18 protein-coding genes are annotated in these 18,970 nt (G+C 54.8%); 14 read left to right on the top strand and 4 right to left on the bottom strand.

Translation table 11 applies throughout. The annotated features are described in order from the left end of the window. Nucleotides 1-3: 3 nt before the first annotated feature. Entirely contained in the window at nucleotides 4-324 is a 321-nt protein-coding gene (gene clpS / locus J1782_RS11230; RefSeq protein WP_104924673.1) for an ATP-dependent Clp protease adapter ClpS, read from the bottom strand. Between the two features lie 394 nt (nucleotides 325-718). On the opposite strand from clpS, the gene cspD reads away from it, so the two are divergent. Both cspD and J1782_RS11220 read left to right on the top strand, forming a co-directional pair. Further along, on the top strand, nucleotides 719-940 hold the full coding sequence (gene cspD / locus J1782_RS11225) for a cold shock-like protein CspD (RefSeq protein ID WP_152324210.1): 222 nt from the start codon (nucleotides 719-721) through the stop codon (nucleotides 938-940). Nucleotides 941-1,247: 307 nt separating this feature from the next. Further along, on the top strand, nucleotides 1,248-2,237 hold the full coding sequence (locus J1782_RS11220) for a VirK/YbjX family protein (protein WP_217153160.1): 990 nt from the start codon (nucleotides 1,248-1,250) through the stop codon (nucleotides 2,235-2,237). Here the strand turns inward: J1782_RS11220 and J1782_RS11215 are convergent. After that, entirely contained in the window at nucleotides 2,234-3,967 is a 1,734-nt protein-coding gene (locus J1782_RS11215) for an ATP-dependent endonuclease (RefSeq protein ID WP_152324212.1), read from the bottom strand. The two genes, J1782_RS11220 and J1782_RS11215, sit on opposite strands and share 4 nt — an antisense overlap. 189 nt (nucleotides 3,968-4,156) lie before the next feature. On the opposite strand from J1782_RS11215, the gene J1782_RS11210 reads away from it, so the two are divergent. The 7 genes from J1782_RS11210 to J1782_RS11180 all read left to right on the top strand — a co-directional run bounded on the left by J1782_RS11210 (nucleotide 4,157) and on the right by J1782_RS11180 (nucleotide 13,758). Beyond that, nucleotides 4,157-5,056, top strand: coding sequence for a lysine exporter LysO family protein (locus J1782_RS11210; protein ID WP_152324213.1), 900 nt, complete (start codon nucleotides 4,157-4,159; stop codon nucleotides 5,054-5,056). A 169-nt stretch (nucleotides 5,057-5,225) separates the two neighbouring features. Beyond that, nucleotides 5,226-6,878: a hydroxylamine reductase gene (hcp, locus tag J1782_RS11205; RefSeq protein WP_217153174.1), complete on the top strand. Its 1,653-nt coding sequence runs from the start codon at nucleotides 5,226-5,228 to the stop codon at nucleotides 6,876-6,878. Between the two features lie 7 nt (nucleotides 6,879-6,885). After that, nucleotides 6,886-7,899 carry an NADH oxidoreductase gene (gene hcr / locus J1782_RS11200; protein ID WP_217153159.1) on the top strand — a complete coding sequence of 338 codons (1,014 nt, stop codon included), beginning with the start codon at nucleotides 6,886-6,888 and terminating at the stop codon, nucleotides 7,897-7,899. Between the two features lie 213 nt (nucleotides 7,900-8,112). Beyond that, complete coding sequence (gene poxB / locus J1782_RS11195) at nucleotides 8,113-9,834, top strand: ubiquinone-dependent pyruvate dehydrogenase (protein ID WP_152324215.1); 1,722 nt, start codon at nucleotides 8,113-8,115, stop codon at nucleotides 9,832-9,834. A gap of 90 nt (nucleotides 9,835-9,924) precedes the next feature. Next, entirely contained in the window at nucleotides 9,925-10,938 is a 1,014-nt protein-coding gene (ltaE, locus tag J1782_RS11190) for a low-specificity L-threonine aldolase (protein WP_152324216.1), read from the top strand. An 81-nt stretch (nucleotides 10,939-11,019) separates the two neighbouring features. Beyond that, nucleotides 11,020-12,456: a DUF2867 domain-containing protein gene (locus tag J1782_RS11185; protein ID WP_254303048.1), complete on the top strand. Its 1,437-nt coding sequence runs from the start codon at nucleotides 11,020-11,022 to the stop codon at nucleotides 12,454-12,456. 267 nt (nucleotides 12,457-12,723) lie between these two features. Continuing rightward, nucleotides 12,724-13,758 carry an NAD(P)-dependent oxidoreductase gene (locus tag J1782_RS11180; RefSeq protein ID WP_152324218.1) on the top strand — a complete coding sequence of 345 codons (1,035 nt, stop codon included), beginning with the start codon at nucleotides 12,724-12,726 and terminating at the stop codon, nucleotides 13,756-13,758. Between the two features lie 20 nt (nucleotides 13,759-13,778). Here J1782_RS11180 and J1782_RS11175 read toward each other — a convergent pair whose 3' ends face one another. Continuing rightward, nucleotides 13,779-14,624: an N-acetylmuramoyl-L-alanine amidase gene (locus J1782_RS11175; RefSeq protein WP_152324219.1), complete on the bottom strand. Its 846-nt coding sequence runs from the start codon at nucleotides 14,622-14,624 to the stop codon at nucleotides 13,779-13,781. After that, a complete protein-coding gene (locus tag J1782_RS11170; protein WP_013574757.1) occupies nucleotides 14,621-14,947 on the bottom strand; it encodes a heavy metal-binding domain-containing protein in 327 nt (108 codons plus the stop codon). The genes J1782_RS11175 and J1782_RS11170 overlap by 4 nt, the downstream gene beginning before the upstream one ends. 176 nt (nucleotides 14,948-15,123) lie before the next feature. On the opposite strand from J1782_RS11170, the gene J1782_RS11165 reads away from it, so the two are divergent. The 5 genes from J1782_RS11165 to artM all read left to right on the top strand — a co-directional run bounded on the left by J1782_RS11165 (nucleotide 15,124) and on the right by artM (nucleotide 18,822). After that, a complete protein-coding gene (locus J1782_RS11165; RefSeq protein WP_152324220.1) occupies nucleotides 15,124-15,705 on the top strand; it encodes a lipoprotein in 582 nt (193 codons plus the stop codon). 211 nt (nucleotides 15,706-15,916) lie between these two features. Next, nucleotides 15,917-16,645 (top strand): arginine ABC transporter ATP-binding protein ArtP, encoded by a 729-nt coding sequence (artP, locus tag J1782_RS11160; RefSeq protein ID WP_152324717.1) that lies wholly within the window; start codon nucleotides 15,917-15,919, stop codon nucleotides 16,643-16,645. Nucleotides 16,646-16,693: 48 nt separating this feature from the next. After that, complete coding sequence (gene artJ, locus J1782_RS11155) at nucleotides 16,694-17,425, top strand: arginine ABC transporter substrate-binding protein (protein ID WP_101075960.1); 732 nt, start codon at nucleotides 16,694-16,696, stop codon at nucleotides 17,423-17,425. A gap of 12 nt (nucleotides 17,426-17,437) precedes the next feature. After that, entirely contained in the window at nucleotides 17,438-18,154 is a 717-nt protein-coding gene (gene artQ, locus J1782_RS11150) for an arginine ABC transporter permease ArtQ (protein WP_152324221.1), read from the top strand. Further along, on the top strand, nucleotides 18,154-18,822 hold the full coding sequence (gene artM / locus J1782_RS11145; RefSeq protein ID WP_013574752.1) for an arginine ABC transporter permease ArtM: 669 nt from the start codon (nucleotides 18,154-18,156) through the stop codon (nucleotides 18,820-18,822). Before artQ ends, artM begins: the two co-directional genes overlap by 1 nt. Nucleotides 18,823-18,970 lie beyond the last annotated feature (148 nt).

Below are 18,970 nucleotides of genomic sequence, written 5' to 3'. Positions count from 1 at the left end.
TAATCAGGCTTTTTCCAGCGTACACAGCAACGGATGCTCATTCTCCTTGGCGTACTCATTCACATGTGCGACTTTGGTTTCCGCGACTTCTGCGGTATATACACCGCAGACCGCTTTACCTCTATAGTGCACCTGGAGCATCAGTTGCGTTGCACGTTCAATATCATAAGAAAAGAACTTTTGCAGAACGTCAATCACAAATTCCATTGGAGTGTAATCGTCGTTGTTTAATATAACTTTATACATAGATGGCGGTTTTACCTCATCCTTTTGTTTATTCGCCGTCAAATGTTCAAAGTTTAGCCAGTCTTGATTATTGCCCATTGCCTGTTCATCACCTGTGAAGATCGTATTGGAAGCCAAATACACCGACATAAAGACTTTCTGCGGAGTCTCATGTTGTAATTACGGTATTTTACCATTTCTGGCTTCACCTTGCCGCTGCACAAAATGTCTTCCCTGCACCCGACTCCGCTACCGAAATTTTAACAAAATATGTCAATAGCGTTACCTGCTTCAAAGTTTGGTTATCTGCTCCCTTGGGACAAATGCCGTTTCCTTGACGTCCAACTCTATTCCACTAGAGTGTAAATTCGTGAGCTGAACGGATAGTAAACAGGCCTGAACAGGTGTTTATCTGCTGCGTTCTGGCCTTCGTGCTCACTCAACTGGCTTTATCTATTTACTACCAGACTAGTCATGAGAGGGATGTAGCAGCATGCAGACGGGTACTGTTAAATGGTTCAATAATGCTAAAGGCTTTGGCTTCATTTGCCCGCAAAATGGCGGTGAAGACATCTTCGCTCACTACTCCACAATCCAGATGGAGGGTTACCGGACACTCAAGGCCGGACAGCAGGTCAATTTTGACGTTCATGAAGGCCCAAAGGGGAATCATGCCAGCCTCATTGTTCCGGTGGAAAGCGAAGCGGTCGCCTGACCAGTTCAGCACACAGACTCGAATCACGCTCAGCGTGTGTTCATTAACAAATCAAATGCCGGTCACTCTCTGACTGGCATTTTTATTTATGGGGGAGAATGCTTCTGGCTTCAAGCCCTGCATGCAAAAAAAAGGTCATTTTTTAAACACCGATTGCTAAGACAGGACATAAAACAAATTAAGTCTAAACACAATCTCAACAAATCACGTTCAATTTCTCCATAATTTGCCCCGTTGCGCACCTGTTTATTCGCTCCCTGTTGAAATAACCGTTACCGATATCCGGTTCACTTTGACAGGTAATCCCATGACCACTTTCAGCTACCCTTCCGCAGAAAAGGCTCCGCTTTCCGGCCTTCAGTTGATGACGGCGTTACTCTTTTGCCGCACGGTGCCGGGTCCGTCATGGAAATTGCCGCGATACCGGTTCAAATTCCTGTACCGTGCGCTGCTGCATCCGCGCCGGACATTCGCAATGCTCGATTATCTCGCGCATCATTCGCAGCGCGATGAAATTCTGGCGGCAATGCCTAGCCTGCCGTGCAAATTGCACCGTATTTATCAGACCGCCAATATCACGCCGGAACAGGCGATGAAGCGCATTACCGATCACTACGACATGATCGGCCACTGCCTGCCGGATGCGATTAATCACGGTTATCTCAGCAAAAAAGAGATGGCGATCGCCACGCTGACCGGCAAAGAAGAGCAGCGTTATGCCATCACCTTCAACGCTATCGCGCGCCTGGATAAAGAAGGCGAAGCCACGCTGACATTCCATAATGCCGAAGGTGTTTCCATTGCCATCGTGACGTTTTCATTTATTGAATATCAGGGGAAACCGACGCTGTTTATTGGCGCATTGCAGGGACCGAAGGCGAATGTGGACCATCAGGAAATTCAGCGCGCGACCAAAGCCTGCCACGGGTTATTTCCAAAGCGTCTGGTGATTGAAGCACTGACGACGCTCGCGGATGTCACCGGCATGACGCAGATTGTGGCGGTCGGCAACCGCACGCACATTTATGAAAATCCGCGCTATAAAAAACGCAAAGGCATGGTATTTGCCGATTACGACAGCTTCTGGGAAACGATGGAGGCAAAACCGGGCGAAGACGGATATTTCCATCTGCCGCGCCAGATTGCCCACCGGCCGCTGGAAGAAATCGCCAGTAAACGTCGCTCCGAATACCGCCGTCGCTATCAGTTGCTCGATGATCTTGAAAGCCAGATCCGCCAGACCTTCACCCGCGGACACGGTAATCCGGTCGGGAAACAGGAAGCACGGGCGGCTTAATCCGCCCTGCCGCGCGCCAGCCAGGCCACGCGGGAAAACATTTGCCGCAGCAGCGGAGGTATCGACGCGGTTCCCCGCAAAGACGCCGCCATCGCCACATCAATGGCCAGATCCGGCTTCGAGCTGCGGTGAATCGCTTTATCGATAATTCGTCGCGGCGCCATCGGCACATTCGCCGCTATCGCCGAATTCTTGCGATACACATCTTCAAACCCCTCGCGATACAGAAAATACTCGATGTCCTGCGCCGGTAACGCCGTCAGGCGGTAACGCAGCGTATCGTCGTGATTTTCCACGTTAGCAATGACCGTCGCCGCGTATTTGCGTCCGGCTTCGTCGCCGTCGACCAGCGCATGCCACTCGATGCCCATCTGCCGGGCGAAACGCAGCAAAGGCTTCAGGCCGCACTGCGCAAACTCAATAACCTTGATGCCTTCAGATTCGAAATGGTAACCGCACTGACGCGCCAGCTGATTGAGCAGCCACACTTCCGTTTCGCCTTCCACCAGCAGCCAGCAGCGCGCAAACAAAGACGAAGGCCGGTTAAAGCGGATATGGAAAGCAATCCGGCGGCTGTCCTCCATGCTCAGCCCTTCCGGCCCGATACCGTAAGCCGCGACGCGCCCGGATTCACGCACCAGCCTGCAAATCTGCTCAACCGGCACCAGGGAAAGCAAATCGCCCGAATTAGTTGTCGTGATCCGTTGCAACGGCAGTTGATCCAGCAATCCCCACGCCACCGACAACATGATCGGATGCAGACGGGTTTCGGGGTCTTCAATCAGCAATAAAGGTCGTGCGTCCGGATGCAACACCACGGAACCCTTCGCCTGCAATAACGTGGAAAACATTCCCAGCAGCATCACGCGCATGCTGCGGCTGTTCGGCTCTGCAATCATGCGGTTGATGTTATCCAGCGAGCGCCACGCCCGGCGGCTCTCGGCGCGGCCATGCCGTTTTTGCTGCCACGGCATGCTGTTTGATGTGCCCTGCTCGGCAAAATAGTGCTCCAGTAACTGCTGCATCGCCGACAGCCCGCTGCGCAGTTCGCTGTTGGTCAGCGTTTGCGGGTTATGCACAAGTCCGCGCGTCAGTTCATCGAGCTGTTTCGCCAGTTCTTCATTATTCACCGCCAATCGAGGTGCCAGCGTTTCGCTGCGCAGACGGCGGATAAAGCGTGCATCGCGTAAACGCAGTACCGGATTGAGACGGATCAGCGCCTGCGCCAGCGGGTCGATCGTTGTCAGATTTAACGGCTGACCGTTTGACGACAGAAAACTGCGCAAGGTCATCACGCTGCCGTCATCGTCCAGTTCGCCTTCCAGCCGGTAATAAATCCGGTTCAGCTTGTCGGCACATTTCACCCATAAAGGGGATAACGGATTAAATCGCGGTGACGTATGGTGCCCTGCCTGGTTTTCACAAAACGTAAACACGACGTGCAGATACTGTGATTTGGATTCCTGTTCCCCGGCGGGAAAGTAGAAATCTTCCTCTTTGAAGCAGTAAAGTTTGGGTTCAGGTGAAAGCAGCAGTGTGAGGGCGTCGAGCAGGCTGGATTTACCCCAGGCGTTTTCACCAATCAGAACCGTATTGGTCAGGAAGGATTCTGCCTGTCCCTGACTGGCAGAACCGGTAATTGAAGCGCCGCGTTGCACGGGCTGAGTCAGTGTCAAAGACAGCCGGTTAATACCCCGAAAACCGACAATATCAATATGTTCCAGATACATCAGACGCCTCCTGTGCGCTCAGTGCTTCCCTGAGCATGGCGTTAAAAAAGGGTTCAGGTCAAGCCCGCAGAACGCGCACTGCGTGCGGAAGCCGCTTTACAGTCTGGTTACTTTTCGTTAGCGTGTCGGGCGGCATTTTCTGTGTCGCGCTCCGTTCATGGAACCTCACTTTTCAGGGATTTTTGCATTATGTATTCCGGGCTGTTAATTATTCTTTTGCCGCTGATTGTCGGTTATCTCATTCCGCTCAAAAACCGGTCCCTGCTGCATCTGGTTAACCAATTGCTGAGCTGGATGGTGTACGTCATTCTTTTCATTATGGGCATCAGTCTGGCTTTCCTCGACAATCTCAGCGCGAATTTATTACTGATTTTCAAATATGCCGCCGTCTGCTTCCTGTGCATTTTCGTGATGAACTACGCCGCGTTATGGTTGCTCGAACGCCGCCGTCCATGGAAAACCCAGCACAAGCAGGAAAAGCTGCCTTCACGCGTCCACATGGCGCTGGAATCCCTGAAACTTTGCGGCGTCGTCATCGTCGGTTTTGCACTCGGCCTGACGCAATGGCACTGGCTGACCTTCGCTTCGCAGGCCAGTGAAATCGCCCTGTTATTCCTGCTGGCGCTGGTGGGGTTGCAACTGCGCAACAGCAGCATGACGCTGCGCCAGATTATCCTCAATCGCCGCGGCATGATGGTCGCGCTCGTGGTGGCAGTCAGTGCGTTAATCGGCGGTGCAATTGCCGCCCTGCTGCTCGGTTTGCCGCTGAAAACCGGTCTGGCGCTGGCCTCAGGTTACGGCTGGTATTCCCTTTCCGGTATCGTTCTGACGGATTCGTTCGGGCCGGTGATTGGCAGCGCCGCGTTCTTCAACGATCTGGCGCGTGAGCTTTGCGCCATCATGCTGATCCCGACGCTGGTCCGCAGCAGCCGTTCGACCGCGCTGGGCCTGTGCGGCGCAACGTCGATGGATTTCACCCTGCCGGTTTTACAACGCAGCGGCGGGCTGGATATGGTGCCGCCCGCTGTGGTTCACGGTTTTGTGTTAAGCCTGATCGCACCGGTGCTGATGGCCTTTTTCTCCGCCTGATGTCTGCCCTTCCCGCTGTTTTCTGACAGCGGGAAATACCCCTGCAAAAATTGCTTTAAATCAACTTCCCCCCACTTTGTCTTAAAAACTCCTTCATTTCTTTTACCGCCGGTCTTAGGCTTGCATTAAAACAAGCATTTAAAATGCAACTTTATAAAAGGACCTCATGATGTTTTGTGTGCAATGTGAACAAACAGTCCGTACCCCGGCGGGCAATGGCTGCGCTTATGCGCAGGGTATGTGTGGTAAAACCGCTGAAACTTCCGATTTGCAGGACTTGCTGGTCGCCGTTTTACAGGGCTTATCGGCCTGGGCGCTGGCGGCGCGCGGTTACGGCATTGTCGATGAAGACATTGACAGCTTCGCGCCACGGGCCTTTTTCTCCACGCTGACCAACGTCAACTTCGATTCTGACCGTATCGTCGGCTACGCGCGTGAAGCGATTATTCACCGTGAAGCGCTGGCGGTTCGCTGTCGTCTGATGGATCCGGAAATCACCGTGGATCACCCGCTGGCGGTACTGGAACTGGTCAGCGATAACCTGAATGATCTGCAACAACAGGCTCAGCAATTTGCGCTTAACGGCGACAAAGCGCAGATCGGCGATGACATTCACGGGCTGCGCATGCTGTGCCTGTACGGCCTGAAAGGTGCGGCGGCCTACATGGAACACGCGCACGTACTCGGCCAGTCGGATACCGCGATTTATGCCGAATATCACCGTCTGATGGCGTGGCTCGGTACGCAACCTTCCGACATGGGCGTGCTGCTCGAAAACGCGATGGCGATCGGCAAAATGAACTTCGGCGTGATGGCGATACTTGATAAAGGCGAAACGGACGCTTACGGCCATCCGCGCCCGACGTCCGTCAATGTGCGCCCGCTGGCAGGGAAAGCGATTCTGATTTCAGGCCATGACCTGAAAGATTTGCAGATGCTGCTCGAACAGACCGCCGGCACCGGCATCAATATTTATACCCACGGCGAAATGTTGCCTGCGCACGGTTATCCGGAACTGAAAAAATTCCCGCATCTGGCCGGTAACTACGGCAGCGGCTGGCAGAATCAGCAGGTTGAGTTTGCCAAATTCCCCGGCCCGGTGGTGATGACCTCCAACTGTATTATTGACCCTAACGTCGGCAACTACGGCGACCGTATCTGGACCCGCAGCATCGTTGGCTGGCCGGGCGTACAGCATCTGGAAGGCGAGGATTTCGCGCCGGTGATCAGCCAGGCGTTGCAACTGGCCGGTTTCCCTTACAGCGAAATCGAACAGGAAATTACCGTCGGCTTTGGTCGCCAGACGCTGCTCAGTGCGGCCGATACCGTGATTGATTTAGTTGCCGCCAAAAAATTGCGCCATATCTTCCTGATCGGCGGTTGTGACGGCAGCCGCGGCGAACGCAGTTACTTCACCGATCTGGCGCGCAGCGTGCCGCAAGACTGCGCGATCATGACGCTGGCCTGCGGGAAATACCGCTTCAACAAACTGGACTTCGGCACAATTGAAGGCCTGCCGCGTCTGCTGGACGTCGGTCAGTGTAACGACGCTTACTCCGCGATTATTCTGGCGGTCAATCTGGCCGAAAAACTCGGTTGTGGCGTGAATGATTTGCCGCTGAGTCTGGTGCTTTCATGGTTCGAGCAGAAAGCGATTGTGATCCTGCTGACGTTGTTGTCACTGGGCGTGAAAAACATCGCCACCGGACCGACGGCTCCGGCCTTCCTGACCGACAATCTGCTGGCGGTGCTCAACGAACAGTTCGGCCTGCGTTCGATTACGTCGGTTGAGCAGGATCTGAAAACCATGCTGGCGGAGTAAATCTGAGATGAACTTTCCTTTATATCCTGACCAGCCGACAGCGCTGTGCCAGAACCGCATGCAGGTGTATTCCGTTACGCAGGAAACGCCCGATGTCTGGACGTTGTCGCTGATTAGTCACGACGTTTATCCGTATCAGCCGGGTCAGTTTGCGCTGGTGAATATCGGCCAGAGCGGTGACATACAGCGCGCGTATACGCTCTCTTCCACGCCGGGCCTGAGCCGGTTTATCCAGCTGACGGTGCGCCGGATTGACGGCGGTGAAGGCTCCGGGTGGCTGACGCAACAGGTTAAACCGGGCGATTACCTGTGGCTTTCGGACGCTCAGGGCGAATTCACCTGTGAAACACCGCAGCCTTTATTACTGCTGGCCGCCGGTTGCGGCGTAACGCCGGTAATGTCCATCGCACGCCGTGTTCTGGCGCATTCTCCGGCACAAAGCGTGCAGGTGTTTTACAGCGTCCGCAGCCCGCAGGACGTCATTTTTGCGCAAGAATGGCAGCGTATGGCGGCGCAATATCCGCAACTTCGTCTGACCATTCTGGCTGAAAATGACGCGGCACCGGGCCAGATTGCAGGGCGTCTCAGTCAGGACTCACTGCAAAGCCAGGTGGCGGATATCACTGCGCGCCGGGTGATGATTTGCGGGCCCGCGCCTTATATGGAACTGGCCGGGAAATGGGCAGCCGAGCTGGGTGTTCCGCCACAAAACATCGTTAAGGAACAGTTCCAGGCCACAGAAGTGGTTGTTTCCGCAGACCAGCAACTGACGCTGACCCGCCTGACGCCGCTTGCAAATTTCCGCGTACCGGTCGGTTCAACGCTGCTGGCCGCCATGGAACAGTATAAACTGCCGGTCATGGCGGCCTGCCGCGCGGGCGTTTGCGGCAGTTGCAAAACCCGCGTGCTGTCCGGTGACTACACGACCACCAGCCGCATGACGCTCACCGACGAGGAAGTCGCGCAGGGCTACGTTCTGGCGTGCAGCTGTCAGCTTCAGGGCGACGTCACGCTCGCCTGATCCCCGCGCCTCCCACTGCCCGCTCATGACTTTTTACAGTCTGCGCGGGCAGATTTACAAAACTTCACCTTCCCTCCCCGCGTAATTTTGTATGGTTTAAGGCTGTGCATTCATGGATGTAATCAGTGGACTATGCTTAATCCACTTATTTAAAACCCGCCCGAAGACTTCGTGCATAACGAAGAGCACGGGCACACCGGAGGGAATCAGTTGATGAAACAAAGTGTAGCGTCATATCTGGCGAAAACTCTTGAAGCAGCAGGCGTAAAACGAATCTGGGGCGTAACCGGCGATTCGCTTAACGGGCTGAGCGACAGCCTGAACCGCATGGGCACCATCGAATGGCTCGGCACGCGTCATGAAGAAGTCGCCGCCTTTGCCGCCGGTGCCGAAGCACAAATCACCGGTGAACTGGCGGTTTGCGCCGGTTCCTGCGGCCCCGGCAACTTACATCTGATCAACGGCCTGTTCGACTGCCATCGCAACCACGTCCCGGTGCTCGCCATCGCGGCGCATATTCCCTCCAGCGAAATCGGCAGCGGCTATTTTCAGGAAACCCATCCGACCGAATTATTCCGCGAATGCAGCCACTATTGTGAATTAGTCACCAATCCGGAACAGCTCCCGCAGGTGCTGGCGATCGCCATGCGCAAGGCGATCCTGAACCGCGGCGTTTCCGTGATTGTTTTGCCCGGCGACGTTGCGCTGAAACCGGCACCGGAAGACGCCAAAGTCAGCTGGTATCCGCCGCAGTTGCCGAAAGTACAGCCTCAGCAGACCGAACTGGATAAGCTGGCCGAACTGCTCAATGGGGCGACCAACATCACCCTGATGTGCGGCAGCGGTTGTGCCGGTGCACACGACGAAGTGATCAAGCTGGCGGAAACCCTGAAAGCGCCGGTAGTCCATGCCCTGCGCGGCAAAGAACATATTGAATGGGATAATCCGTACAGCGTCGGGATGACCGGGCTGATCGGTTTTTCCTCCGGTTTCCACGCCATGATGAATGCCGACACGCTGATCCTGCTCGGCACGCAATTCCCGTACCGCGCGTTTTATCCGACGGACGCAAAAATCATTCAGATAGATATCAATCCGGGCAGTATCGGCGCGCACTGCCACGTTGATATGGCGCTGGTCGGTGATATCAAATCCACCCTGACCGCCGTTCTGCCGCAATTGCAGGTGAAAACCGGGCGTAAGTTCCTCGACAAAGCCCTGAAGCATTATGAAGAAGCACGCAAAGATCTCGATGCGCTGGCAACGCCGAACGACAAACAGGCGATCCATCCGCAATATCTGGCACAGCAAATCAGCCGTTTCGCCGATGCCAACGCCATCTTTACCTGCGACGTCGGCACGCCTACCGTCTGGGCGTGCCGATACCTGCAAATGAACGGCCAGCGCCGTCTGCTCGGTTCGTTTAACCACGGCTCGATGGCCAACGCCATGCCGCAGGCCATCGGGGCGCAGGCGATTGACCGCACGCGTCAGGTGGTGGCGCTGTGCGGAGACGGCGGTTTTGCCATGCTGATGGGCGATTTCCTGACGCTGGCGCAGCAAAAACTGCCGGTGAAAATTGTCATATTCAACAACAGCGTGCTGGGGTTTGTGGCGATGGAGATGAAAGCCGGCGGTTATCTGACCGACGGCACCGAGCTGAAGAACCCGGATTTTGCGGCCATTGCCGAAGCGGCAGGGATCAAAGGGATCCGCGTGGAAAAAGCTTCCGACGTGGACGCGGCATTGCAGGACGCGTTTGCTTATCAGGGGCCGGTGCTGGTGGATGTCATCACCGCCACCGAAGAACTGGCGATGCCGCCGCAGATTAAATTTGAGCAGGCAAAAGGCTTCAGCCTCTACATGCTGCGGGCGGTGATCAGCGGCCGGGGTGACGAAGTCATCGAACTGGCAAAAACCAACTGGCTGCGGTAACCCCGACAGGGATATAGTGGAGAGTCAGGCGGGCACAGGTTGCCCGCTTTTTCCTCCACTTAACATTCACCTGGTAGAAGGATTATTACGTTGATCGATTTACGCAGTGATACTGTAACCCGCCCCAGCGAAGCTATGCGTCAGGCGATGGCCAGCGCTGAAGTCGGCGATGATGTCTACGGCGATGACCCAACGGTAAATGCTTTGCAGGACCTGGCCGCGAAACTGTGTGGCAAAGAAGCCGCGCTGTTTTTACCGACCGGCACACAGGCCAATCTGGTTGCCCTGCTGACGCACTGTCAGCGCGGAGAAGAATATATTGTCGGCCAGAAAGCCCACAACTATATGTATGAAGCCGGCGGTGCCGCCGTTCTCGGCAGCATTCAGCCGCAGCCGCTAGATATGGCCGCCGACGGTTCCATTCCGCTGGATAAAGTCGCCGCTGCCATCAAACCCGATGACATTCACTTTGCCCGCACCCGTCTTCTGAGCCTGGAAAATACGCACAGCGGCAAAGTGCTTCCGCTCGATTATCTGCAAAAAGCTTACGCGTTTACCCGCGAAAAAGGGCTGGCGCTGCACATTGATGGCGCGCGCATCATGAATGCCGCAGTAGCGCTGAACGTTGAGCTGAGCGAAATCACCCAATATTGCGACACCCTGACCATTTGCCTGTCAAAAGGTCTGGGCGCACCCATTGGTTCCCTGCTGGTCGGCAGCAAAGAGTACATCCATCGTGCGAACCGCTGGCGCAAGATGACCGGCGGCGGGATGCGCCAGTCCGGTATTCTGGCCGCAGCGGCCATTTATGCGCTGGAAAACAACGTAGCGCGTCTGAAAGATGACCATGACAACGCGCAATGGCTGGCTGAACAGCTGAGCAATATCGGCGTAGAAATCGCTGAGCCCGGCCCGCAGACCAACGTTCTGTACATCAAACAGAGCGCAGAACTGGCCGAAAAAATGGGCCCGTGGATGCGTGAGCGCGGTGTCATCATCAGCGCCGGACCGCTGACCCGCGTGCTGACTCACATCAACATCAGCCGTGATGACCTGCAAAAAGTCGTCGCCCTGTGGCAGGAATTCCTGCACCAGCACGCCTGACAGTCAACCTGTCTGCGGCGGCAAGCCCTCCGGCTGCCGCCGTATTTTCAGGATTTCCCCTACACTCAGAGCAAACGGATTATGCCAAGAATTGTCGTCCTCGGCGCCAGCGGATATATCGGACAACATCTGACTGCCCACCTGAGCCAGCACGGTTTTCAGGTCACTGCGGCTGCGCGGCGCATCGAATGGCTGCAACAACAAAAATGGCCTCACGTCCGTTGCTGTTTTGCGGATGTCTACCAGAGTAAAACGCTGGCCCGCGCCTTCGAAGGTGCCGACGTGCTGGTGTATCTGGTTCACGCGATGTCAGAAGATGACGACCTGCTGGAAAAAGAGCGCCAGGCCGCGCAGCACACCTTGCTGGCGCTGCGCGACTCCTCCATCAGACACATTGTTTATCTCGGTTCCATGCAGCCGGAAGGCAACCATTCCCCCCATTTGCAGGCGCGTAAACTGACCGGTGATTTGCTGCGGATGAGCAATATTCCGGTCACCGAACTGCGTACCGGCATTGTGATCGGCGCAGGTTCAGCGGCGTTCGAAGTCATGCGCGACATGGTGTACAACCTGCCCGTTCTCACGCCGCCGAAGTGGGTTCGCTCGAAATCCTCGCCGGTGGCGCTGGAAAATCTGCTGAATTATTTGCAGGGTCTGGTGACTTTACCTGCCAGCGGAAACCGTATTTTTGACGCCGCCGGGCCGGAGTACATTAGCTATCAGACGCTGTTCGAGCGCTTTATTGCCCTGAGCGGGAAACGTCGCTGGCTGATCCCCGTTCCGCTGCCGACCTCTTTTGTTTCGGTGTATTTCCTCAGCCTCATTACCTCAGTGCCCACATCGCTCGCTAAAGCGCTGATTCAGGGGCTGAACCACGATCTGCCCGCCGACAGTGATGCGCTTCAGGCGCTGATCCCGCAGGAGCTGATTTCGATTGATGAGGCGATTCGCCGTACGCTGAAAAAGGAACAACAGCAGGTCATGGATTCGCCCGACTGGGGCTATGACCCGGACGCACGTGCGCGCTGGCGGCCAGGCTACGGTTACTACCCGAAACAGGCAGGCTTTACGCTGGAAACGTCGGCATCAAAAGCATCTCTGTGGAAAGTGGTGCAGAAACTCGGTGGCGCGGAAGGCTATTTTTACGCTAACGGATTATGGAAGACGCGGGCACGCATCGACGATCTGCTCGGCGGTGGCGTGCAGTATGGACGCCCTGACCGGGATGCGCTGAAAATCGGCGATAAAATTGACGGATGGAAAGTGATCAGCCTGAAACCCCAGCGCGAACTGGCGCTGTTATTCGGGATGAAAGCGCCGGGGCTCGGGCGGCTGACGTTCACGATCACCGATCACGGCGAAAGCCGCAGTCTGGACGTTCGCGCGTGGTGGCATCCGGCCGGGTTCAGCGGTTTGCTCTACTGGTTCAGTATGATGCCCGCTCATCAGTTTATTTTTCGAGGCATGGCGAAACGCATCGCCAGTCTGGCCCGTCAGAAAGACCGCTGCGGAAGCTGAAAGGGTTTATTTAAAGCGCAATCGCACAGTTTCAGACATTGCTGCCCCCCTTTCCCATTGCAACCCGCACAATTTCACGAAAGAATGGCGCGCTTATTGCTGAGAGGCGCCCCAGCCTCAGTAATTTCACTCATTGGGATGTACTCAAAATCATTCGGGTTGCAGCAAGGCAGCAAACGAATGAATCCCGATGAGCTGACTGGAGTCAGTGATTCGGGTGAATGAGAGCAGCGAACACCGCTGCAACGTGAAGGATGAAGAGTAGTTATGAGAGTTTTGGTTACCGGCGCTAGCAGCGGTTTAGGGCGCAATGCGGTCGAGTTTTTGCGAAATAAAGGGATTAAAGTCCGGGCGACGGGTCGCAATGCCGCCATGGGTTCACTTTTGCAAAAAATGGGCGCGGAATTCATTCATGCCGATCTCACCACGCTGGTATCGGCACAGGCCAAAGCCTTGCTCGCCGATGTCGATACCGTATGGCACTGTTCCGGGCTGATGTCGCCGTGGGGCAGCGAACAGGAATTTGAACTGGCGAACGTCCGCGCGACGCGTCGTTTGGGTGAATGGTCTACAGCGTACGGCGTGGAAAATTTCGTGCATATTTCGTCACCGGCGATTTATTTCGATTTCCATCATCACCGCGACATTCCGGAAGACTTCCGCCCTCACCGTTTCGCCAACTCCTTCGCCCGAAGCAAAGCCGCCGGTGAACAGGTGATCCACACGCTGGCGATGTCCAACCCGCAAACGCATTTCACCATTTTACGCCCGCAGGGTTTGTTCGGGCCGCACGATAACGTGTTGCTGCCCCGTCTGCTGCAAATGCTGAAATACGGCGGCACGCTGATGTTGCCACGCGGTGGCGAAGCGCTGGTCGACATGACCTACGTGGAAAACGCGGTTCACGCGATGTGGCTGGCGACGCAGTCCGAATCTACAGAATCCGGGCGCGCGTTTAACATCACCAATCAGCAACCACGCCCGCTGCGCACCATGGTGAAACAGCTGATGGAAAGTCTGGACATCAAATACCGCATCCGCTCCGTGCCTTATCCGCTGCTGGATATGATGGCGCGCGGCATGGAGCGGATCAGCAAAAGCTCACACAAAGAACCGGTGCTGACACATTACAGCGTCGCGAAACTGAATTTCGATCTCACGCTCGACACACAGCGCGCACAGAAAGAGCTGGGATATGTGCCGGTGATTTCGCTGGATCAGGGAATTATCCGCACCGCCACCTGGCTGCGCGACCACGGTAAACTTCAGGGCCTGCACGGCATCGGCCCGAAACGCGACTGACCGCCGGGTCAGCCGCTTACTCAGTTATTCGAATCCGGGAATTGCTGCAACAGCGCCAGAACAATGGCTTCTGACTGCGCATCCGCATTCCCGCGATAATCACTCTGCCTGAAATGCATCTGGAACGCCGAAATCACACGGCGCGCCTGCTCAGGCGTCATGTTTTCCGTCACGGTATAACCGTACTGTTTCAGCAAATTCAGAAGATGCGCCTGATCTACCGGCTGCTGCGGATTTCTGCCCGCCAGAAAATGGCTGACCCGCGCCGCATCCGGCCAGGCACCAATCCCCCGCTCCGCCATCTGTTGCCACGGGAATAAAGGCCCCGGATCGTCTTTACGCTGCGGTGCGATATCGCTGTGAGCGACCACATTACGCGGCTCAATCTGATAGCGCGCGACAATGCCTTTGCTCAGTTCAGCCAGCAAATCGATTTGCGCGGGCGGGAACGGATAGAATTTTTTTCCCAGCAGCGTCGTGCTGTAGCCTTTGTTTTCCAGCTCAATACCGATGGACGTATCGTTCAGATTGGTGCGTCCGCGCCAGCCGCTGGCTCCCGCATGCCAGGCACGCATGTTTTCCGGCACCAGTTGCCACGCGACCGGTTTGCCGTTTTCAAGCGGCGGTTGCGCCGGGATCAGGTAATGCGCACTGACGTGTTCATCGGTAAGCGTATTTAATGCGTTGTGGAAATCTTCAGCCGTGTAGTGGATGACCAGAAAGCGCACCCGCTGATCCATGCCCTGCGCCTGCCGCGTGGTTTCCAGCCGGTAAGGTAAATTTTTCGCCTGATCACTGCTCTGACAGCCCGTCAGGGCCAGAAAAAGCGCAGCAATGACGCCGCTTCTGATGCCCGAACGCGTCATTTGCGATGCACAATAACAGCCGTACCGGAGACGCTCACCATCAGCATGCTGCTGTCTTTGCCCACGGTTTCATAATCGATATCAATGCCGACCACGGCGTTAGCACCGCGTTCTTTCGCCTGTTCTTCCAGCTCGCGAAAGGCAATCTCACGCGCTTTACGCAGTTCTTTTTCATACGCGCCGGAACGGCCACCGACGATATCGCGTACGCCTGCGAAGAAATCACGAAAAATGTTCGCACCTAAAATCGCTTCGCCTGTGACCACACCGCAATATTCCGCGATGGTAAAACCTTCCAGGGTCGGAGTCGTTGAAATTTGCATGAGTATTCCTTATCAGTTGTCGTCCACATGTCGGAGAAAAGCACCCGGATAGCATAAACGATGTATCCCGCCTGAACGTATCATTTCTCTGTGCCATGCATTAAGCCAAATCGGTTTTATACTGTAGGATTAAGAAAGTCATGGTGAAAACGTTCAATCTTTCAGTAAGGAATACGATGAAAAAGAAAATTCTTGTCGCCGCCATCCCTCTGGTATTGATGTTAAATGCCTGTACCACGGTCGACCCTGCCTATAAGGATATTGGTAGCCGCAGCGCGCCATGTATCGACGGTGGCCCCGACAGCGTCGCCCAACAATTCTATGATTTTCGTATCAAACAGGGCGGCAGCGGGATCCCGAACTCCGGCCAGCTCGCCGCTTACCGGCCTTATCTGAGCACCGCACTTTACGCGGCGCTGCTTAAAGCGCAGTCGCAGCCAAAAGTCGATATCGCGGCCTCACCAAATGAGAAAGCCGGTGCAGGTTCAGGCGATGGCGACATTTTCTCCAGCCTGTTTGATGGCCCGACGTCAGCCTCCGTGGACAGCGCATCGACCATTCCAAACACCGACGCCCGCAATATTCCTCTGCGCGTAACCTTCACGCATGAGAAAGACAAAGGCGCATCCACGAGCTGGAAAGATGAAGTGTTAATGGTGCGCGAAGGCAAATGCTGGACAGTCGATGATGTCCGCTACATGGCGAATCTTGATTTTGCTTCCAGCGGCACATTACGCCAGGTTTTGGAACACCAGTAACGCGCCCGGCTTTCTAAAAAAACCACGCAAAAACGGTTGGTCAGTGATGAATAACGTCATTGACCAACACCCCTGTCACAGATAGTTAACAATATGTTGTGCTAGACTTTAGCCTTCCTGCGGCAACACATAATTTTTAAGCCGTGATCGTTGCATAACTATGCTGTGGAAGTTACCATCTGCGGCATCAATGGCTATTCACTATTTGCGCATGAGTATTCAACTTAATAGCATCAACTGCTTCTATGGCGTGCATCAGGCGCTTTTTGACATTCAGCTCGACTGCCCTGCCGGTGAAACCCTCGTTTTACTGGGTCCCAGTGGTGCAGGTAAAAGCTCTCTGTTACGTGTTCTGAACCTGCTGGAAATGCCCCGTTCAGGCACTCTGCAAATCGCCGGTAACACCTTCGATTTCACCCGCAAACCGGATGAAAAAGCGATCCGCGAGCTGCGTCAGAACGTCGGCATGGTTTTCCAGCAATACAATCTGTGGCCGCACCGCACCGTGCTCGACAACTTACTGGAAGCCCCGATGCGTGTTCTGGGTCTGACAAAAGATGTCGCGATGCAACGTGCCCAGAAATTGCTGACCCGTCTGCGCCTGACCGATTACGCCGATCGTTTTCCGCTGCACCTTTCCGGTGGCCAGCAGCAGCGTGTGGCGATTGCCCGTGCGCTGATGATGGAGCCTCAGGTTTTGTTGTTTGACGAACCGACCGCCGCGCTTGACCCGGAAATTACCGCCCAGATCGTCAGTATTATTCGCGAACTGGCAGGCACCGGGATTACTCAGGTGATTGTGACCCACGAAGTGGAAGTGGCACGTAAAACCGCCAGCCGCGTGGTGTACATGGAGAATGGCCGCATCGTGGAACAAGGTGACGCGTCGATTTTCGCTCAGCCGAAAACCAAAGAGTTTGCGAGCTATCTTTCCCACTAAAACTGTTTCCTATCAACATATTGATTGATGTTTTCTACGGAGTAAGCGATGAAAAAATTAGTAATTGCCGCGGTTCTGGCGACCGTCAGTTTGTCTGCCAGCGCTGCTGATACCATCCGTTTCGCGATGGAAGCGTCTTATCCTCCGTTTGAGTTTGTAGACTCCAGCAATCAGATTCAGGGCTTCGATGTCGATCTGGCCAACGCCATGTGTAAAGAGATGCAGGCTACCTGCACATTCACAAACCAGGCCTTCGACAGTCTGATCCCAAGCCTGAAATTCCGTCGTTTTGATGCGGTTATTTCCGGTATGGACATCACGCCAGAACGTGAAAAACAAGTGTCTTTCACCAACGCTTACTATGATAACTCCGCTATTTTCATCGCTCACGCTGGCCAGTTCGCTGACGTTGCGGCGCTGAAGGGCAAACGCGTCGGGATGCAAAACGGCACCACTCACCAGAAATTCCTGATGGATAAACATCCGGAAATTACTGCCGTGCCTTACGACAGCTATCAAAATGCCGTGCTGGATCTGAAAAATGGTCGTCTGGACGCTGTGTTCGGTGATACCGCCGTAGTCAACGAATGGCTGAAGCAGAACAAAAATCTGGCCGCTGTAGGTGACAAAATCACTGATCCAACTTACTTCGGTACCGGTCTGGGTGTTGCCGTTCGTCAGAACAACACCGAACTGCTGACTAAACTCAATGATGCTCTGGCAAAAGTGAAAGCAGACGGCACTTACAAGACGCTGTATTCAAAATGGTTCCAGCAATAAGTTTGCCTATCAATGACTGAATTCCAACCTTTAGCAAGCGCCGCCGGGATGACCGTCGGCCTTGCCGTTTGTGCGCTGGTCCTCGGCCTGATTCTGGCGATGATCTTCGCAGTTTGGGAATCTGCGCCGTGGAAGCCACTTAGCTGGCTCGGTACGGCGTGGGTCACTGTGCTGCGCGGTCTGCCGGAAATTCTGGTGGTGCTGTTCATCTACTTCGGGTCGTCACAATTGCTGATGGTGCTCGCGGATGGCTTTAGCCTTAACCTCGGCCTGTTCTCAGTGCCGATAAAGCTGCCCATCGAAAACTTTGAAGTCAGCCCGTTTGTCTGTGGTGTCATCGCCCTTTCGCTGCTGTATTCCGCTTATGCTTCGCAGACACTGCGAGGAGCGCTGAAAGCCGTCCCTCAAGGCCAGTGGGAATCCGGTCAGGTGCTGGGCATGAAAAAATCGGCGATTTTCTTCCGCCTGATCATGCCGCAAATGTGGCGTCACGCGCTGCCGGGCCTGAGCAATCAGTGGCTGGTTCTGCTCAAAGACACCGCGCTGGTGTCGCTGATCAGCGTGAATGACTTGATGCTGCAAACCAAAAGCATCGCCACGCGGACACAAGAACCTTTTACCTGGTACGTGATTGCGGCCTGCATTTATCTGATTGTCACCCTGTTCAGCCAGTTCGTAATTAAGCGCATCGAACTGCGTACCACCCGCTTTGAACGGAGTGCTTCCTGATGTGGGAATATCTACCTGAAGTCCTGAAAGGATTGCACACCAGCCTGACACTGACCGTGGCGGCGCTGATTGTTGCGCTGCTGCTGGCGATGATTTTCACCGTGATTCTGACGCTGAAAGTGCCGGTCGCCAGCCAGATTGTGAAAGGCTATATCACGCTGTTTACCGGTACGCCGCTGCTGGTGCAAATCTTCCTGATTTATTACGGGCCGGGTCAGTTTCCGTCTATTCGTGAAATCCCGTGGTTGTGGGAAGTGCTGTCGCAGCCGTGGCTTTGTGCGATGTTTGCGCTGGCGCTCAACAGTGCCGCGTATACCACGCAGCTTTTTACCGGTGCGGTTCGCGCTATTCCTTCCGGCCAGTGGCAGTCCTGCGAAGCACTGGGCATGTCCAAACCGCAGACCCTGCGCATTCTGCTGCCGTACGCGTTTAAGCGCGCACTGTCGTCGTATTCCAACGAAGTGGTGCTGGTCTTTAAAAGTACCTCGCTGGCCTACACCATTACGCTGATGGATGTGATGGGCCACAGCCAGCTGATGTATGGCCGGACTTATGACGTGATGGTCTTCGGCGCAGCCGGTGTGGTTTATCTGTGCGTCAACGGATTGCTGACCCTGATGATGCGTCTGATTGAACGCCGCGCGCTGGCATTTGAACGCCGCAACTGATTAAGCAGAAAATATCTGAAGGGACGAGAAATCGTCCCTTTTTTTGTGCCTGTAAAACCGTTCCCGCGCCGATTTATAATTTTTTAATCAAATTAATTGCATATAAATTCATTTGATGGCAATTTAATTACCGGTCTCACTTCCTGCC

Source organism: Rahnella sp. BCC 1045 (assembly GCF_019049615.1).
In the GTDB taxonomy this organism is placed as follows: domain Bacteria; phylum Pseudomonadota; class Gammaproteobacteria; order Enterobacterales; family Enterobacteriaceae; genus Rahnella; species Rahnella contaminans.
The sequence above is the reverse complement of the archived record's forward strand: the minus strand, read 5'-3'. Positions and strand labels throughout refer to the sequence as shown.

Excerpts from the sequence above, each read along its gene's own strand:
- J1782_RS11170 (WP_013574757.1), bottom strand. The coding sequence starts at position 14,947 with ATGCAAATTTCAACGACTCCGACCCTGGAAGGTTTTACCATCGCGGAA.
- J1782_RS11215 (WP_152324212.1), bottom strand. The coding sequence starts at position 3,967 with ATGTATCTGGAACATATTGATATTGTCGGTTTTCGGGGTATTAACCGG.
- cspD (WP_152324210.1), top strand. The coding sequence starts at position 719 with ATGCAGACGGGTACTGTTAAATGGTTCAATAATGCTAAAGGCTTTGGC.
- hcp (WP_217153174.1), top strand. The coding sequence starts at position 5,226 with ATGTTTTGTGTGCAATGTGAACAAACAGTCCGTACCCCGGCGGGCAAT.
- J1782_RS11180 (WP_152324218.1), top strand. The coding sequence starts at position 12,724 with ATGAGAGTTTTGGTTACCGGCGCTAGCAGCGGTTTAGGGCGCAATGCG.
- artJ (WP_101075960.1), top strand. The coding sequence starts at position 16,694 with ATGAAAAAATTAGTAATTGCCGCGGTTCTGGCGACCGTCAGTTTGTCT.
- J1782_RS11185 (WP_254303048.1), top strand. The coding sequence starts at position 11,020 with ATGCCAAGAATTGTCGTCCTCGGCGCCAGCGGATATATCGGACAACAT.
- poxB (WP_152324215.1), top strand. The coding sequence starts at position 8,113 with ATGAAACAAAGTGTAGCGTCATATCTGGCGAAAACTCTTGAAGCAGCA.
- J1782_RS11175 (WP_152324219.1), bottom strand. The coding sequence starts at position 14,624 with ATGACGCGTTCGGGCATCAGAAGCGGCGTCATTGCTGCGCTTTTTCTG.
- clpS (WP_104924673.1), bottom strand. The coding sequence starts at position 324 with ATGGGCAATAATCAAGACTGGCTAAACTTTGAACATTTGACGGCGAAT.
- J1782_RS11165 (WP_152324220.1), top strand. The coding sequence starts at position 15,124 with ATGAAAAAGAAAATTCTTGTCGCCGCCATCCCTCTGGTATTGATGTTA.
- artM (WP_013574752.1), top strand. The coding sequence starts at position 18,154 with ATGTGGGAATATCTACCTGAAGTCCTGAAAGGATTGCACACCAGCCTG.
- hcr (WP_217153159.1), top strand. The coding sequence starts at position 6,886 with ATGAACTTTCCTTTATATCCTGACCAGCCGACAGCGCTGTGCCAGAAC.
- artQ (WP_152324221.1), top strand. The coding sequence starts at position 17,438 with ATGACTGAATTCCAACCTTTAGCAAGCGCCGCCGGGATGACCGTCGGC.
- artP (WP_152324717.1), top strand. The coding sequence starts at position 15,917 with ATGAGTATTCAACTTAATAGCATCAACTGCTTCTATGGCGTGCATCAG.
- J1782_RS11220 (WP_217153160.1), top strand. The coding sequence starts at position 1,248 with ATGACCACTTTCAGCTACCCTTCCGCAGAAAAGGCTCCGCTTTCCGGC.
- J1782_RS11210 (WP_152324213.1), top strand. The coding sequence starts at position 4,157 with ATGTATTCCGGGCTGTTAATTATTCTTTTGCCGCTGATTGTCGGTTAT.